The sequence below is a fragment of the Nonomuraea cypriaca genome (genome assembly GCF_015645445.1).
Taxonomy (GTDB): Bacteria; Actinomycetota; Actinomycetes; order Streptosporangiales; family Streptosporangiaceae; genus Nonomuraea; species Nonomuraea cypriaca.
Window position 1 is genome coordinate 1 of record NZ_JADOGI010000247.1, and the last position, 15,069, is coordinate 15,069.

Annotated in this window: 14 protein-coding genes and 1 pseudogene; 10 read left to right on the forward strand and 5 right to left on the reverse strand. The window is 71.2% G+C overall.

Annotated features, from left to right (window positions below; translation table 11 throughout):
* Positions 1 to 351, forward strand: a pseudogene (locus ITP53_RS46415) (reductase); the annotation flags it as partial.
* A 175-nt stretch (positions 352 to 526) separates the two neighbouring features.
* Here ITP53_RS46415 and ITP53_RS46420 read toward each other — a convergent pair.
* Positions 527 to 1,978, reverse strand: a complete 1,452-nt coding sequence (locus ITP53_RS46420) for an MFS transporter (RefSeq protein WP_195901867.1) — start codon at positions 1,976 to 1,978, stop codon at positions 527 to 529.
* A 306-nt stretch (positions 1,979 to 2,284) separates the two neighbouring features.
* On the opposite strand from ITP53_RS46420, the gene ITP53_RS46425 reads away from it, so the two are divergent.
* Together ITP53_RS46425 and ITP53_RS46430 are read left to right on the forward strand one after the other, a co-directional pair.
* A complete protein-coding gene (locus ITP53_RS46425; protein ID WP_195901868.1) occupies positions 2,285 to 3,691 on the forward strand; it encodes a purine-cytosine permease family protein in 1,407 nt (468 codons plus the stop codon).
* 242 nt (positions 3,692 to 3,933) lie between these two features.
* Complete coding sequence (locus tag ITP53_RS46430; RefSeq protein ID WP_195901869.1) at positions 3,934 to 4,407, forward strand: hypothetical protein; 474 nt, start codon at positions 3,934 to 3,936, stop codon at positions 4,405 to 4,407.
* Between the two features lie 50 nt (positions 4,408 to 4,457).
* Here the strand turns inward: ITP53_RS46430 and ITP53_RS46435 are convergent, their stop codons facing one another.
* A complete protein-coding gene (locus tag ITP53_RS46435) occupies positions 4,458 to 6,257 on the reverse strand; it encodes an alkyl/aryl-sulfatase (RefSeq protein WP_195901870.1) in 1,800 nt (599 codons plus the stop codon).
* A gap of 128 nt (positions 6,258 to 6,385) precedes the next feature.
* Between ITP53_RS46435 and ITP53_RS46440 the strand changes: the two genes are divergently transcribed.
* The gene (locus ITP53_RS46440) at positions 6,386 to 7,012 is read left to right on the forward strand and encodes an HAD family hydrolase (protein ID WP_328817999.1); all 627 of its coding nucleotides are present in this window, start codon (positions 6,386 to 6,388) and stop codon (positions 7,010 to 7,012) included.
* Positions 7,013 to 7,045: 33 nt separating this feature from the next.
* On the forward strand, positions 7,046 to 7,984 hold the full coding sequence (locus ITP53_RS46445) for a ribose-phosphate diphosphokinase (protein WP_195901872.1): 939 nt from the start codon (positions 7,046 to 7,048) through the stop codon (positions 7,982 to 7,984).
* On the opposite strand, the gene ITP53_RS46450 is transcribed toward ITP53_RS46445, so the two are convergent.
* Positions 7,971 to 8,786, reverse strand: a complete 816-nt coding sequence (locus ITP53_RS46450; protein WP_195901873.1) for an SDR family NAD(P)-dependent oxidoreductase — start codon at positions 8,784 to 8,786, stop codon at positions 7,971 to 7,973. The two genes, ITP53_RS46445 and ITP53_RS46450, sit on opposite strands and share 14 nt — an antisense overlap.
* A gap of 10 nt (positions 8,787 to 8,796) precedes the next feature.
* Between ITP53_RS46450 and ITP53_RS46455 the strand changes: the two genes are divergently transcribed.
* Both ITP53_RS46455 and ITP53_RS46460 read left to right on the forward strand, forming a co-directional pair.
* Positions 8,797 to 9,525 carry a nucleotidyltransferase domain-containing protein gene (locus ITP53_RS46455; protein WP_195901874.1) on the forward strand — a complete coding sequence of 243 codons (729 nt, stop codon included), beginning with the start codon at positions 8,797 to 8,799 and terminating at the stop codon, positions 9,523 to 9,525.
* A gap of 117 nt (positions 9,526 to 9,642) precedes the next feature.
* The gene (locus tag ITP53_RS46460) at positions 9,643 to 10,284 is read left to right on the forward strand and encodes a maleylpyruvate isomerase N-terminal domain-containing protein (protein ID WP_195901875.1); all 642 of its coding nucleotides are present in this window, start codon (positions 9,643 to 9,645) and stop codon (positions 10,282 to 10,284) included.
* Between the two features lie 113 nt (positions 10,285 to 10,397).
* On the opposite strand, the gene ITP53_RS46465 is transcribed toward ITP53_RS46460, so the two are convergent.
* Positions 10,398 to 10,964, reverse strand: coding sequence for a TetR/AcrR family transcriptional regulator (locus ITP53_RS46465; RefSeq protein ID WP_195901876.1), 567 nt, complete (start codon positions 10,962 to 10,964; stop codon positions 10,398 to 10,400).
* A gap of 60 nt (positions 10,965 to 11,024) precedes the next feature.
* On the opposite strand from ITP53_RS46465, the gene ITP53_RS46470 reads away from it, so the two are divergent.
* Genes ITP53_RS46470 through ITP53_RS46480 form a run of 3 tightly spaced genes read left to right on the forward strand, consistent with a single transcriptional unit; the run spans position 11,025 to position 14,058 of the window.
* A complete protein-coding gene (locus ITP53_RS46470; RefSeq protein WP_195901877.1) occupies positions 11,025 to 12,206 on the forward strand; it encodes an FAD-dependent monooxygenase in 1,182 nt (393 codons plus the stop codon).
* Between the two features lie 33 nt (positions 12,207 to 12,239).
* Complete coding sequence (locus ITP53_RS46475) at positions 12,240 to 13,364, forward strand: sensor histidine kinase (protein ID WP_195901878.1); 1,125 nt, start codon at positions 12,240 to 12,242, stop codon at positions 13,362 to 13,364.
* Between the two features lie 46 nt (positions 13,365 to 13,410).
* Positions 13,411 to 14,058, forward strand: a complete 648-nt coding sequence (locus ITP53_RS46480) for a response regulator (protein WP_195901879.1) — start codon at positions 13,411 to 13,413, stop codon at positions 14,056 to 14,058.
* On the opposite strand, the gene ITP53_RS46485 is transcribed toward ITP53_RS46480, so the two are convergent.
* Positions 14,055 to 15,056 (reverse strand): ABC transporter ATP-binding protein, encoded by a 1,002-nt coding sequence (locus ITP53_RS46485; protein WP_328818003.1) that lies wholly within the window; start codon positions 15,054 to 15,056, stop codon positions 14,055 to 14,057. The genes ITP53_RS46480 and ITP53_RS46485 overlap by 4 nt on opposite strands.
* Positions 15,057 to 15,069 lie beyond the last annotated feature (13 nt).

The window sequence follows — 15,069 nt, forward strand, 5'->3', positions numbered from 1 at the left end:
GTGGTGAGTCCTCCCGGGTTCATGACGATGAGCGAATTGCTGGAGATCTGCGTGCGGGTGACCGGGTCCGACGCGTCGCTTCGGTGGGTGGATGGCGAGACGCTCCTGGCGGCCGGGGTGCGGCCGTGGACCGACCTGCCGATCTGGCTGGTGGGCTCGGACCACGACTACATGCACGGGGGCGACGTGTCCAAGGCGGTGGCGGCGGGGTTGCGGTTCCGCCCGCCGGCCGAGACGGTGGCCGACACGTGGGCGTGGCTGCAGGACATCGGCGGCCATGCCCCCATGCGCCCCGACCGGCCACAGGTCGGCCTCGATCCGGCTCTGGAGGCCAAGCTCCTGTCCCCCTAGCCCACCGACCCCCGCAGAGAACCACTCACGACCAGGCCGATCCGGACCGGACGGATCGACGGCCCTCCGCAGAGAGCGACTCGCGACCGGGGCGATCCAGGCCGAGCGGGTCGGCGCACCCCACAGCGAACCACTCACGACCCAATCCGGGCCGAGCGGCGGACCCCACAGAGGGCTACTCGCGATCGGGGCGGTCCGGGTCGGGTGGGTCGGTGGCGGGTTGGGAGGCGAGTGGGGTGGCGTCGCGGTGGGTGCGGATGAGGTCGTAGGTGGCGACGGCCAGGGCGACGAGGATGGACGCCAGCACCACCGTCAGGCCGTGGCGGAACGCGGTGTCCCAGCCGTCGCGCTCGGCGGCGAAGAAGGTCGAGCCCGCCGCCGCGATCCCGATGGCCGACCCCAGCCGCTGGCCCGTCTGCAGGACCCCGGCCGCGCTCCCCCCGCCCGCCGGCGGCACCTCGGACAGCGTGATCGCCTGGTTCGGGGAGATCACGAGGCCGCTGCCCAGGCCCGCCACGAGCAGCGGCAGCGCGGTGGCCAGGCCCGCCCCGCGCCCTGGCACCAGGACGGTGGCCACCATCGTCGCGAACAGCCCGGCGATCACCATGGTCAGCCCGGTGGTCGTCAGCCGCCGCCCCATGCGGCTCACCAGCCCGCCCCCGACCACGGCCGCGGTGGCCGAGCCGAGCGCGAACGGGGTGATCGACAGGCCCGCCATCAGCGGGCTGTAGTGAAGCCCGATCTGCAGGTACATGGTGAAGATGAAGAAGATCCCGGTGAAGCCGGAGAAGTAGAACAGGGCGATGGTCGCCCCCAGCCGGTACGACCGCCTGCGGAAGAGGGCCAGATCGACCAGCGGCTCACGCCGGTAGAAGCGTTCCCAGGTCACGAAGCCGGCCAGCACCGCCAGCGCGGCCGGGATGAGCAGCCACTTGGCGGCCCCCTCCCACTGGTGCCGCTGGATCACCGGCAGCAGGAGACCGGCCACCCCCGCGCCCAGCAGCAACGTTCCGACCGGATCCAGGCTTTCGCGCCGGTGGACGAGTTGTGGCCGCGGCAGCAGCCTCCAGGCGAGCGGCAGCAACACCATCCCGATCGGCAGGTTCACCAGGAACACCCACCGCCACCCGTCCCCGTGCCCGAACGCGGTGACCAGCGCTCCGCCGATCATGGGCCCGGCGGCCGTGGACACGCCGATGGTGGCGCCGAGCGCGCCGAAGGCCCGGCCGCGCTCGTGCCCGCGGTACATCTGCTGGATCATGCCCGACACCTGCGGGTTCAGCATTCCGGCCGCCATGCCCTGCAGCAGCCTGGACACGAGCAGCAGGTGAATGTTCCAGGCGAATCCGCACGCCGCGCTGGCGAGGGTGAAGAGCACGACGCCCCACAGGAAGATCGTCCGGCGGCTCCTGGCGTCCCCCAGCCGCCCGGCCGGGACCAGCAGCAGGCCGAACGTGAGCGCGTACCCGGACACCGACCACTGCAGCCCGTCCTCCGTCGCGCCCAGCCCGTGGCGGATCGACGGCAGCGCCACGTTGACGATGCTCACGTCCAGCCCGGTCATGAACGCCGACACGAGGCACACGCCCAGCGCCCGCGCGCGCGTGTCCCACCGGGACGCCCCCATGTCGGCACCCTCTCCGCGGGCCAGCAGACGGTACGACTACCGGGCTGGATGTTTCCCCAAACATCAGGAAATACCGTCCGTCAAGGGTTTTTTGCCTCGGACGGTCGCGCCGGCGTTCAACGTGCCGGGCCCGAGCGAGCCCGGAAAGCGGCGGGCGCGGCTGGACGGGCTCGGTGAGGCACGATGGCATCTCCCGGGGGCACCGGGCTCGGCGGCTGAGCAGGCTGCGTGATCTGGGCTGGGCGGGTGCGGGATTCGGACGGCATAAAGGTTCGTTTCTACGCAGAAGCCAGGTAACGTCCGATCATGGACACGATGGCCGTCGAGCAGAACGGCATCAACGCGGTTCCCGAGAGCGAACGGCACGGTCGGGCCGTGGACCTCTTCTGGCCCTGGGCGGGCTCGAACCTGTCGCTGTTCGGGGTCGCGTTCGGCGTCTACATCGTCGGACTGGGCCTCGGCGTCGTGCCCGCGATCATCACCGGGGCCGTCGGTTACGTGCTGTCGTTCCTGCTGGTCGGCCTGGTCGCGATAGGTGGCGCCCGGTCCGGCGTGCCGACGATGACGCTGGGGCGGGCGGCGTTCGGCTACCAGGGCAACAAGCTGCCCACGGTCTTCTCGTACGTCTCGAACGTCGGCTGGGAGATCGTGCTCGTCACGCTCGCCGCGCAGAGCGGCGCGCAGATCCTCGCCAGGCTCGCCCCCGGGCTCCCGGCCACGACGGCCACCGCGCTGTGCTTCGCCGTCGCGGCGGTGGTGGTGATCGCGGTCGGCGTGTACGGCCACGCGATGATCATGGTGGTCCAGCGTTACCTGACGTACGCGTTCGTCGTCCTGACCGTGATCTACATGATCCTCATGGCACCCCGGCTGGGCGTGTCACTGGAGACCACGGCCGGGCCGGGCGGCTGGCTGGGCGGGATCATCTTCGCCATGACGCTGCTCGGCCTGGGCTGGGTCAACTGCGGCGCCGACTACTCCCGCTACCTTCCGGCCACCTCGCGGCCGAGGTCGGTGGCGCTGTGGACGATGCTCGGCGGGGCGCTGCCGCCGATGGTGCTGCTCGTGTTCGGCGTGCTGCTGGCGGGCGGCGATCCCCGGCTGGCCGAGGCGGCGGGCGGTGACCCGGTGGCGGCGCTGGCGGGGGCGTTGCCGACATGGTTCCTGCTCCCGTACCTGCTGACCGCCATCGGCGGCTTCCTGGCCGGGGCGATCATGGACATCTACTCGTCCGGGCTCTCGATGCTGGCGCTCGGCGTGCCGATCAGGCGGCACTACGCGGTGCTGATCGACGGGGTGCTCATGGTGCTCGGCGGCTACTACCTGCTGTTCGTCTCCACCAGCTTCCTCGGCACCTTCCAGGCGTTCCTGGCGATCGCCGGCGTGGTGATGGCGGCCTGGGTCGCCATCTTCCTGGTGGACATGTGGCGGCTGCGGGCGGGTGGCGGCGGCTACGACGAGCGGCTGCTGCGCGCCGGCGCCCCGGCGTCGAACTGGCCGGGGCTGGTGTCGTTGGTCGTGGCGTCGGTCGTCGGGCTCGGTCTCATCACCTCGACCGACGAGAACATCGCCACCGTCGTAGGCTTCCTGATGAGCGACGAACTTGAGGGCAGCACGTTCGGGGCGGCCAACATCGGCGTGGTCATCGCGCTCGTGCTGGCCGGGCTCCTCTACTACCTGATCACCGCGTTCACCCGCCGCGCGAGACTCTGATCATCACATTGAGCCGCCGCCCGAGACCCTGATCACCGCATTCGGCCGCCGGGCGAGAGCTGATCACGGGCGCCGCCCGAGAGCTGATCACCGGTGACGTTCGAGAGCTGGTCACCGGTGACGTTCGAGGGCTGATCACGCGTGCCGCCCGAGAGCTGATCACGGCTGCCGCGCGAGACCCAGCATCCGGTCGCCGCCCGGGATGGCGGCGGTCGTCGCCTGCCGGATACTCTGGGTGAGCGATGATGGACATTCCGTTGCTGATGTTGCGCTGGGCGGTGCCCGTCACGGCCTGCGGGCTGCTGGTGAGCGCCGTGGTCGCCGTGCTGCGCGAGGGCCTCGTGACCGAGGCGGCAGGCGGCGTGCTGCTCGGTCTCCTCTACGCCGCGGGGCAGGCGCTCGTGGGCCGGCGGATCGCCGGGCCGGTGTGGCTCCTGATGATGACGGCCGGATGGGTCGTGCTGGCCGTGGCCGCCTCGCCGTTCGTGTGGCTGGCGTTCCCGCTGCTGTTCTCGTACCTGAACGTGCTGCCGCTGTGGGCGGCGATGTTCGGGGTGACGGTGCTGACGTCGGCGGTGATCCTGGTGGCGGCGTGGCACGCGGGCGAGCTGACCCTGCCGCTCGTCGTGGGGCCGGGCGTCGCCGCCGTGATGATCACGTTGCTGGCGCTGGCCTGCCAGGCGCTGCACGAGGAGGCGGCCCGCGAGCTGGAGTGACGGGCGTCAGGCCGTCACGACCGCGAAGTCAGGCCGTCACGACCGCCAAGTCAGGCCGTCACGACCGCGAAGTCGGGCACCGGCCGGTCCAGCACGGCGACCAGCCGCTGCAGCGCCGTGGTGTCGCCCTCGCGCTCGACCCCCTCGACCCCCCGGCCCGACAGCAGGCCGACGAGCTGCGCCTTCGTCAGCCGCAGCGTCAGGTCCGCGCCCTCGTCCGGCGGATCGGCCTGCTGGATCAGCGCCCCGTTGGACAACGTCGTACGGTGCCGCTCCCCCAGGTCGGTGAGCTGCCAGTCGATGGCCAGGCGTTCGTGCCAGGCCCTCGGACCGTCGACGCGAATGGCCAGCGAGTCGAAGATCTGCTCCACGGTCAGCGCGGTGTCCAGGTCGCGCGTGCCGGCCTCCAGGGTGGCTGGGACGATGCCGTCGGCCAACTCCAGCGCGCCCATGAGGTAGAAGTTGCGCCAGACGGCGTTCTCGGCGCCGTGCCCGAGCCTGGTGTAGACCTCGGCCAGCAGGTCGCGGGCCTCCTTGTTGCCCTCGTCCGCGAAGACGGCGTGGTTGAGCAGCTGGGCGGCGAAACGCAGGTCGTTCTCGGCGATGTAGCGCCTGGCGAACGCCACCACGGCCGATCCCCCACCCAGGCACTCGACGTAGCGGATCGCGCTCTCCCTCGGCGGGTGCTCCCACAGGTGCCCCGGGTTGCCGTCGAACCAGCCCAGGTAACGCTGGTAGATGGCCTTGACGTTGTGGCTGACCGAGCCGAAGTAGTCGTGCGTGTGCCAGGCCTGCTCCAGCTCGGGCGGCATGTGCACGGCGTCGGCGATCTCGGGTCCGGTCAGGCCCTTGTTCAGCAGACGGAGGGTCTGGTCGTGCAGGTAGGCGTACATGTCGCGTTGTTGCCCGAGGAAACGCACGATGTTGTCGCGGCCCCAGGTGGGCCAGTGGTGGGCGGCGAAGGCGACGTCGGCCAGGTCGGCGAACAGGGCGATGGTCTCGGTCAGGTAGCGGGCCCAGCGGCGGGCGTCGCGGACCTGCGCGCCGCGCAGGTCGAGCAGGTTGTGCTGGTTGTGGGTGGCGTTCTCGGCCAGACAGAGGGCGCGCCGGTCGGGGAAGAGGAAGCTCATCTCCGCCGGGGCCTCGCCGCCCGGGGTGACCTGGAAGACGATCGGCACGCCGTCGAGCGTCTCCTCCTGGCCGGTGCGGGTGATGTCGAGTGTGGGCGGGATGAGCGACATGGTGCCGGTCGAGACGGTCATGCCCAGGCCGCTGCCGATCTGGCCCTCGGTCGAGCGGGGCAGGGCGGGGCCGTACATGTAGACGGCGCGGCGGGTCATGGCGGGGCCGGCGTAGACGTTCTGGGCGATGGCGTGCTCCATGAAACCGGCGGGGGCCACGATGGGCACGCCGCCGGCGGTGACGCCGCGTACGCCGCCGAAGTGGTCGGCGTGCGAGTGCGTGTAGACGACGCCGGTGACCGGGCGGTCGCCGCGGTGGGCGCGGTACAGCTTCAGCGCGGCGGCGGCGCACTCGATCGAGATCAGCGGGTCGATCACGATGACGCCGCACTCTCCCTCGACCAGGGTCATGTTGGACAGGTCCAGTCCGCGTACCTGGTAGACGCCGTCCGTGACCTCGTACAGGCCCTGTCTGGCGCACAGTTGGCTCTGCCGCCAGAGACTCGGGTGGGCCGTGTCCGGGCATTCTCCCTGGAGGAAGTCGTACGAGTCGTTGTCCCAGACGACCCTGCCGTCCGCCGTTTTGATCACTGCCGGGCTGAGCTTCGCGATGAAGCCGCGATCCGCGTCCGCGAAGTCGCCCCTGTCGTGAAATGGAAGGTCTGCCATGCCTGGCGCATGCCCGAGATCCCGCCGGCATAGCTCAATAAACAGCACTAATAGCATGAATCTAGGGCAATAAGGACATGTCGCCAATGGCTTCTCACTCCGCGAGAATGTTGGCCATGCGAGCTTGCGTGTTTGACCTGGATGGCGTGCTGGTCGACTCAGAACCGGTCTGGGAGGAGGTGCGGCGGGCGTTCGTCGCCGAGCACGGCGGCGCCTGGCAGCCGGACACCCAGTCCAGGCTCATGGGCATGAGCACCGCCGAGTGGGCGGCGTACCTGCACTCGCTCGGGGTGCGGATGGAGCCGGGCGAGATCGCGAAAGGCGTGGTCGAGCGGATGGCCGCGCGCTACCGCGACGAGATGCCGCTGATGCCCGGGGCCGTGGCCGCCGTCCGGCGGCTGTCGGCGCAGGCGACGCTGGGGCTGGCCAGCTCGTCCCCGCGGACGCTGATCGACGTGGTGCTGGACGCGGCCGGCCTCGCGGAGTGTTTCGCCGCGACGGTCTCCACCGAGGAGGTCGCGCGCGGCAAGCCCGCCCCCGACGGTTACCTGGAGGCGGCCAGGCGGATGGGGGTGGATCCGGGTGACTGCGTGGCCGTGGAGGACTCCAGCAACGGGCTGCGCTCGGCCTACGCGGCGGGCATGCGCGTGATCGCCGTACCCCATCCTCGCTACCCCCCCGCGCCGGACGCGCTCGACCTCGCCTGGCAGGTGCTGCCCGGCCTCGACGCGCTGGACGCCGACGCGCTCTCGTGAGATCCGGGCCTGGGTGACTATGCTTACGGAATCGTGCGAGACATCACGGTTTTCAGCGGCAGCGCCCACCCCGAACTGGCCGAGGAGATCTGCTCCCATCTCGGCACGCCTCTGCACCCGGTCCAGGTCAACCGCTTCGCCAACGACGCTCTCGAAGTGCAGCTCCAGGCCAACTGCCGGGAGCGCGACGTGTTCCTCATCCAGCCGCTGGTGCCGCCGGTGCAGGAGCACCTGGTCGAGCTGCTGCTGATGCTCGACGCGGCACGCGGCGCCTCCGCCGCCAGAACCACCGTGGTCCTGCCCCACTACGCCTACGCGCGCAGCGACAAGAAGGACGCGCCGCGCATCTCCATCGGCGCGCGGCTGGTCGCCGACCTGATGGTGACCGCGGGCGCCAGCCGGGTGCTGGCGATGACGCTGCATTCGCCGCAGCTGCACGGCTTCTTCAGCGTGCCGGTCGACCACCTGCACGCGCTGCGCGAACTGGCCGCGCACTTCCAGCAGTACGACCTGTCCAACACGGTCGTCGTCTCCCCCGACCTCGGCAACGCCAAGGAGGCCGCCCACTTCGCCCGCCTGCTCGGCACCGGCGTCGCGATGGGCGCCAAGCAGCGCTTCAGCGACGACCGCGTGGTGATCAGCTCGGTCATCGGCGAGGTGACCGGCAAGGACGTGATCGTCCTGGACGACGAGATCGCCAAGGGCAGCACGGTCATCGAGCTGCTCCACCGGCTGCGCGAGCAGCGCGTACGGTCGGTGCGGATCGCCTGCACGCACGGGTTGTTCGCGGGCGGGGCTATCGAGCGGCTCGGCGAGCTGCCCGAGGTCGAGGAGATCGTCTGCACGAACACCGTGCCGCCGCCCAAGCCCAGCGACAAGCTCACCGTGTTGTCGATCGCGCCCGCGCTGGCCGAGGCCATGCGCCGGATCCACGACGGCGAGTCGGTGAGCGCCCTGTTCAGTACATCCTGACGACCTGCGCGGTGACGCGCCGCCCCTGGTGCGAGGCCAGAAAAGTGATCACTTCGGCCACGTCCTCCGGCTGGGCGACCCGCCGCAACGGGCCGTAGGCGGCGGCCGCCTTCTCCACCTCATCGTTGATCCAGCCTGTGTCGGTCATCGGCGGGTAGACCATGTTGGCCGTGACGCCGTAGCGGCCGAGCTCGTGGGCGGCCGACATCGTGTAGTTCTCCTGAGCCGCCTTCGCCGCGCCGTAGCTGACCTCGGTCGGGAAGCCCCCTGAGCCGCCGGAGGTGAGGCCGATGACGCGGCCCCAGCTCGCGCCGCGCTCCACGTGCCGCCGCGCGAACTCGGCGATCAGCAGCGCGGGGGCGCGTACGTCCACCGCGAACTGCCCGTCGTGCGTCTCGGCGTCCACTCGCCGCAGCGGACGGCCGAAGGCGTCGCGCTCGCCGGGGGCGAAGGTGTCGCTGCGCCAGCCGCTGGCATTGTTGACCAGGATCTCCACCGGGCCGAGCGCCTTCTCGGCCTGGTCGAACAGGGCCTTCGGGGTCTCGGGGTCGGCCAGGTCGGCCTCCGCCGCCTCGGCCGTGCCGCCCGCCTCGCGGATGTGGCGCACCACGTCCTCCGCGCCCGCGCCGCGGACCCGGTCGTACGCCGCGGGATATGCCGGTTCGTTCAGGGGAGCGAGGCGTTTGTAGGTCAGGAAGACCGCGACACCCTCGGCGGCCAGCGCGATCGCCGTCGCGGCACCTATGCCCTGATTGGCTCCAGTGACCAGCGCGACCTTTCCAGCGAGGCGTGTATCGATCATAGTTGCCATCATGCACGCCGCGACCGACCGCCTGCTAAGGCTTTTTCTCGAAGGTCTCGAACCCGTCGTCCCCCTGGTCGCGCTGTGGGCGCACGGCTCACTGGCAGCCGGCGACTACCAGCCGGGGCGCAGCGATCTGGACCTGATCGCCGTTCTCGACACGCCGGTGTCGATGGACCAGTGGCGCAGGCTCAAGGCCCTGCACCGGTCTCTCGACCTGCCGCCTGCCGACAAGCTGCACTGCTCGTACATGGCGAGGCAGGAGCTGGACGACCTGTCCGCCGAGCACGTGACCTGGGCGCACGAGCGGATCTTCCGCCGGCCCGTCACCGCCGTCACGCGGCGCGAGCTGCACCAAGGGGCTCTGGAGCTGTACGGGCCCCCGCCCGCCGGGCTGCTGCCTCCGGTCTCGGACGCGGAGCTGGCCGATTTCATCCGGGCGGACCTGCGTGACTTCTGGCTGGACAGGACGCGGGGGCGGCGGCGGTGGCTGCGGGAGATCTGGGTGGACCTGGGCATGCTCACGGTCGCCAGGGCCACGGTCACCCTGCGGGAAGGGCGGCTGATCAGCAAGCTGGAGGCCCTGGACGTGCTGACCGAGCTGGGCGCTCCCGAGGTCGTGGTGGCCGACGTACGCGCCCGCAGGTACGGCACGCCCGCGCCGGTGCTGAGCCGGTTCAGGAGGGGGATGCTGGCTCGTACGTTCATCCGCTCCACGATCAGGAAGACGCTGGCCTGAAGGATCGCGGTCAGCGCCGAGGTCAGGCCGCGGTAGCTGAAGGAGGCGGCCCGACGAGCCAGGACGCCGCGGGATAGTGTTGGCCCGAGTTACACCAAACCAGGGGAAGGGCGACATATGGGGGAAGTCAGGCAGTCCTATCTGGTGGCCGCGACGTCGGCGGTGGCGCTCCTGGGTGATCCGGCCGTGGCCGGGGGATGGGACAAGCCGAGCGCGCTCACGGAGTTCAGCGTCGGGGGGCTGTCCGGGCACCTGGCACACCAGATCGTGCGGGTCCGCGACGTGCTGGCGTCGGGCAACGGGACGGCCGGGGAGCCGATCGAGCTGCTGGAGCACTATTCGAGGTCGCCGTGGGTGCAGGCGGGCCTGGACCACGAGAGCAACGTGTTCGTCCGGCGCGGCGGTGAGGCCGCGGCCGCAGACGGGGCGGCCGCGCTGGTGGAGCGTACGCAGGCGCTGCTCGACGTGCTGATCACCGCGCTGCCCGCCGAGCCGGCCGATCGGGTGGTGCACCTGCCGTGGGCCGACTGGTCGCTCACGCTGGACGACTTCCTGCTGACCCGGCTGGTCGAGCTGGTCGTGCACTCCGACGACCTGGCCGCCAGCGTGGGCGTGGAGACGCCCGCCCTGCCGGAGTCGATCAACGGCCCGGTGGTCGAGCTGCTGGCCCGGCTGGCCGTGCACCGCCACGGGGCGACGGCCGTCATCCGCACCCTGAGCAGGGCAGAACGCGCGCCGGCCACGATAAGCGCCTTCTAGCGCAGCCCGTGTCTGCGCGGTCACGACGGCAGCGGGCGAGGGCCGACGATCATCGCAAGGCCGTCAGGTGCTGATCACCGTAAGGCAGTCGGTGGCGATCGCCCGGCAGACCGTCAGGCGGTGACCAGGCGCAAGGCCGTCACCACCTCGTGCCCCGACAGCGCGCTGTCGGGGTCGAGGAGCCACTGTGACAGAAAGCCCGTGAGCATGGCCTGGTAGAGCGCGCCCGTGAGGCGCGCGCGCTCGGGATCGCCGCCCGGCTCGATCCCCGCGAACAGCTCCGCGAGCCCCAGCCGCGCCTCCTTGATGCCGTGCACGAGCTGCTCGCGCACCTCGGGAACGTGGTCGATCTGCCCGAGCAGCTCGAACTGCGTCACCCACAACGGCCGCAACCGCGCGAAGGACTCCAGCACCCGATCCCAGGCCGCCTCGAACCGCTCCAACGGCGTGGCGTCCGGCTCGACGTCGGCCGACAGGGTGGCCGCCAGGTCGTCGCCCCACTCCTGCATCGCCTCGATCAGCGCCTCGTTCATCAGCGCTTCCTTCGACTTGAAGTGGTAGCCGATGCCCGCCAGGCTCACGCCGGAGGCGCCGGCGATGTCGCGCGCCGTCGTGCGCGAGTAGCCCTTCTCGATCAGGCACCGCTTCGCCCCGGCCAGCAGGTCTTCCCTGTTTCCCATGCCGGAAGAATAACACAATCGTCCTAGACAATCGTCTTACACAGTTGTACCGTTCACGGCATGACGAACATCCTCATCTCAGGCGCGAGCATCGCCGGCACCACGACGGCGTACTGGCTGCGCAGGCACGGCTGCACGGTGACCGTCGTCGAGCGGGCGCCCGCGATCCGTGCGGGCGGCTACAAGGTGGACCTGCGCGGCCCGGCACTCCAGGTCATCGAGCGCATGGGACTGCTGGACGCGGTACGCGCCAGGAGCACCGACATGCGTGTCGCCACCCACTACGACACCAGGGGCAGGCCGATCGCGACCATGGACGCCGACCTGTTCGGCGGGCGCACGGGCGACGACGTCGAGATCATGCGCGGCGACCTCAACGCCCTGCTGTACGACCTGACCAGCGCCGACGTCGAGTACATCTTCGACGACTCCGTCACCGGCATCGCCGCGGACGGCACGGTGACGTTCGAGCGCTCGCGACCACGCCGGTTCGACCTGGTCGTGGGGGCCGACGGCGCCCACTCCGTCACCAGGCGGATCGCGTTCGGCGACGAGGCCCGCTTCACCCGCGACCTGGGCCACTACATCTCGATCTGCACGGTGCCCAACACGCTCCTGCTGGACCGCGAGGAGGCCGTGCACGCGGCCCCCGGCAGGACCGCGAACGTCTACAGCACCGGCCGGGACGGCAGTGCCAAGGCGCTGTTCATGTGGTCGTCGGAGCCGCTGACCTACGACCACCGCGACGTCGCCGGGCAGAAGGAGTTGCTGACGCGGGCCATGGCCGGGGTCGGGTGGGAGGTGCCCGCCCTGCTGGAGGCGGCACGGGAGGCCACGGACTTCTACTTCGACTCGGTCAGCCAGATCCACATGGACCGCTGGTCGGAGGGTCGCGTGGTACTGGTGGGCGACGCGGCGTACTGCGCCTCGCCCGCCTCTGGGCAGGGCACGAGCCTCGCGGTCGTGGGCGCGTACGTGCTGGCGGGCGAGCTGGCCGCGGGCGGCGGGGCGGCGGCGTACGAGCGGGAGATGCGGCCGTTCGTCGAGGTCAACCAGGCGCTCGGCCCCGCCAACGTCAAGGGCATGGTGATCGGGTCGCGCGCGGCCCTGTGGGCGCAGATCAGGATGATCAAGCTGCTCCCGCACCTGCCCGGCCGCCACAAGATGATCGACAGGATCGCCGGCGCCATCCATCGCGCCGCGAACGCCATCACCCTCAAGGACTACCTACTTTCGTCGTAAAGCGATCTCGTGGCCGCGCCCTACGCTGTGACCATGCGGTTCTTTCTGCTCGGCGCGGGGGTGTGCGCCGCCTCGCTGCTCGTGGTGCACGGGCAGCTCGGCGTGCCGTCGAGCCTGCCTCTCCCGATGCTGGGCGCGATCGCCGCGGCGGCGGGGGTGGCCGCCTGGCAGGTGCGGCGGTCCTGGTGGCCGCTGTTCGCCGTGGGCGCCGTCGGCTACGCCTGGCTGGTGATGTGGCCGCCGCTGATGGTCGCCTCCTACTTCGCGGGCCTCACCCTGACCAGGCGCCGCGGCCTCGCCGCCTACGTCGCCGGCTGCCTGCTGGCGATCGCGATGTCCGCGGTGGTGGGCGAGTGGCAGGGCGGCGTACAAGAGCTCATGACCGCCGCCCTGGGCAACGCGCTGGTGATGGCGCTCGCCATGATCGGGGCGCCGCTGGCCCTCGGGCTCTGGGTACGCGCCAGGCGCGAGGTGCGGGCGGCGGCCGTGGAACGGGCCGCGCGCCTGGAGAACGAGCAGGTCATGCGGGCCGAACAGGCCAGGGCGCAGGAGCGGGCCAGGATCGCCAGGGAGATGCACGACGTGGTCGCGCACCGGGTGTCGCTGATCGTGCTGCACGCCGGGGCGCTGGAGGTGCGGGCCACCGACGAGGAGACGGTCCAGAGCGCCGCCCTGATCGGCGGCATCGGCCGGGAGGCCCTGGCCAACCTGCGCGACGTGCTCGGCGTCCTGCGCTCACCTGCGGCCGTCGCGCTCGGAGCGCCGGAGGTCCGGCCGCAGCCCACGCTGGGCGACCTCGACCGCCTGCTCGACCAGTCCCGCTCCCTCGGCATCGCGGTGACCAGGCACGACGAGGGCGAGACCCGGCAGGTCGAGGCGACCGTGGAGCGTACTGCGTACCGGGTGGTGCAGGAGGCCCTAACGAACGTGCACAAGCACGCGGGAGACGTCGACGCGGACGTACGCATCCGCTACCGGCCGGACGCGCTGGAGGTGGAGGTACGCAATGAGGCGCCCACCTGGCCGCGCGAGGAGCTGCCCGGCTCCGGCTGGGGTCTGGTGGGGCTGCGCGAACGGGTCGAGCTGCTCGGCGGCACCCTGCGCACCACCCCGCAGGACGGCGGCGGCTTCCTGGTGAGCGCAAGGATCCCGGCATGAACGGTCGCAGGCGCGAGGATCCTGGCATGAGCGGTCGGGGGCGCGGGTGATCCGGGTGCTGATCGTGGACGACGAGGAGCTCGTACGTTCGGGGTTGCGGCTGATCCTGGAGGCCGCGGGCGACATCGCGATCGCCGGCGAGGCACGCGACGGTGCCGAGGCCGTGTCGGCGGTGCGGCGGCTGCGGCCCGAGGTGGTGCTGATGGACGTACGCATGCCGGGCATGGACGGCCTGACCGCCGCCGCCGGCCTCCTGTCGCTGCCCGAGCCGCCCAAGCTGATCATGCTGACCACGTTCGACCTCGACGAGTACGTACACGAGGCGCTGCGCCTCGGGGCGGTCGGGTTCCTGCTCAAGGACACCCCGCCGAGGGAGCTCGCCGCCGCCGTCCGCACGGTGGCGGGCGGTCAGGCAATGCTCTCCCCGTCGGTCACCAAGCGCCTGCTCGCCGCGTACGTCGACCGCACCCCCTCCCGGGCGGAGGCCGCCCGCAGGCAGCTCGCCGGGCTCACCGGCCGGGAGGACGACGTGATCAGGGCGCTGGCCCGCGGCCTGTCCAACGCCGAGATCGGCCGCGAGCTACACCTGACGGAGGCGACGGTGAAGGCGCACGTCAGCAGCGTGCTGGCCAAGCTGGGCCTGGCCAACCGCGTCCAGGCGGCCATCCTGGTCCACGACGCCGGCCTGGGCTAAGCGCCGGCGTAATGGCAGGCCGTCTGCGCCTCAGGCACGGCGGGCAGGATGTCGAGCAACTCGCCGCGGCATTTGCCGTCCACCCCGGCCTCGGCCGCCTTCCCGGAGGCGAGCACCTGACAGCGGGCGTGGAAGCGGCACCCGCCGGGGATCCTGGTCGGGTCCGGCGGCTCGCCGGTCAGCACCACCCGCTCGGGCGACTCCGGCAACACCGACATCAACGCCTGCGTGTACGGATGCCGCGGCGCCGTCAGCACCTGCTCCACGGGCCCGGACTCGACGATCCTGCCCAGGTACATCACCGCCACGCGGTCGGCGATGTTCCAGGCCAGCCCCAGGTCGTGGGTGACGACCAGGGCGGACAGGCCCAGCTCGGACTTCAGCTTGAGCAGCAGCGCCAGGATCTCACCGCGTACGGAGGCGTCGAGCGAGGCCACCGGCTCGTCGGCGACCAGCACCTTCGGGTCCAGCGCCAGCGCCCCGGCGATCACCACGCGCTGCCGCTGGCCACCGGACAGCTCGTGCGGATAACGCAGGAAGAACCGCTCAGGCGGCCGCAGCCCCGCCCTGGACAGGGCGTTGGACACGATCTCCCGCTCGTCGGGCAGCCCGTGGATGCGCGGGCCCTCGGCGACGGCCTCGTAGACGGTCTGCCTGGGGTTGAGTGAGCCCGTCGGGTCCTGCAGGACGAGCTGCACCTGCCGCCGGTACGCCTTGAGCGCCTTGGAGCCGTAGTCCAGGGCGGCGCCGTCGTAGCGGACCTCGCCCGCGGTGGGACGTTCGAGGCCGAGCAGCGTACGGGCCAGCGTGGTCTTGCCGCAGCCGGACTCACCGACCAGCGCCACGATCTCGCCCGCCCCGATCGCCAGGTTCACACCGTCGACCGCCCTGGCCCGCCTGCCACGCGAGCTGAACTCCACTCGCAGGTCGCGGGCCTCCAGCAGAGCGGGAAATGCTTGCTTTTCCCGCTCTGCTGGAAGGGCAGAGCCCTCTTCCACGCTTTTTGGGGGG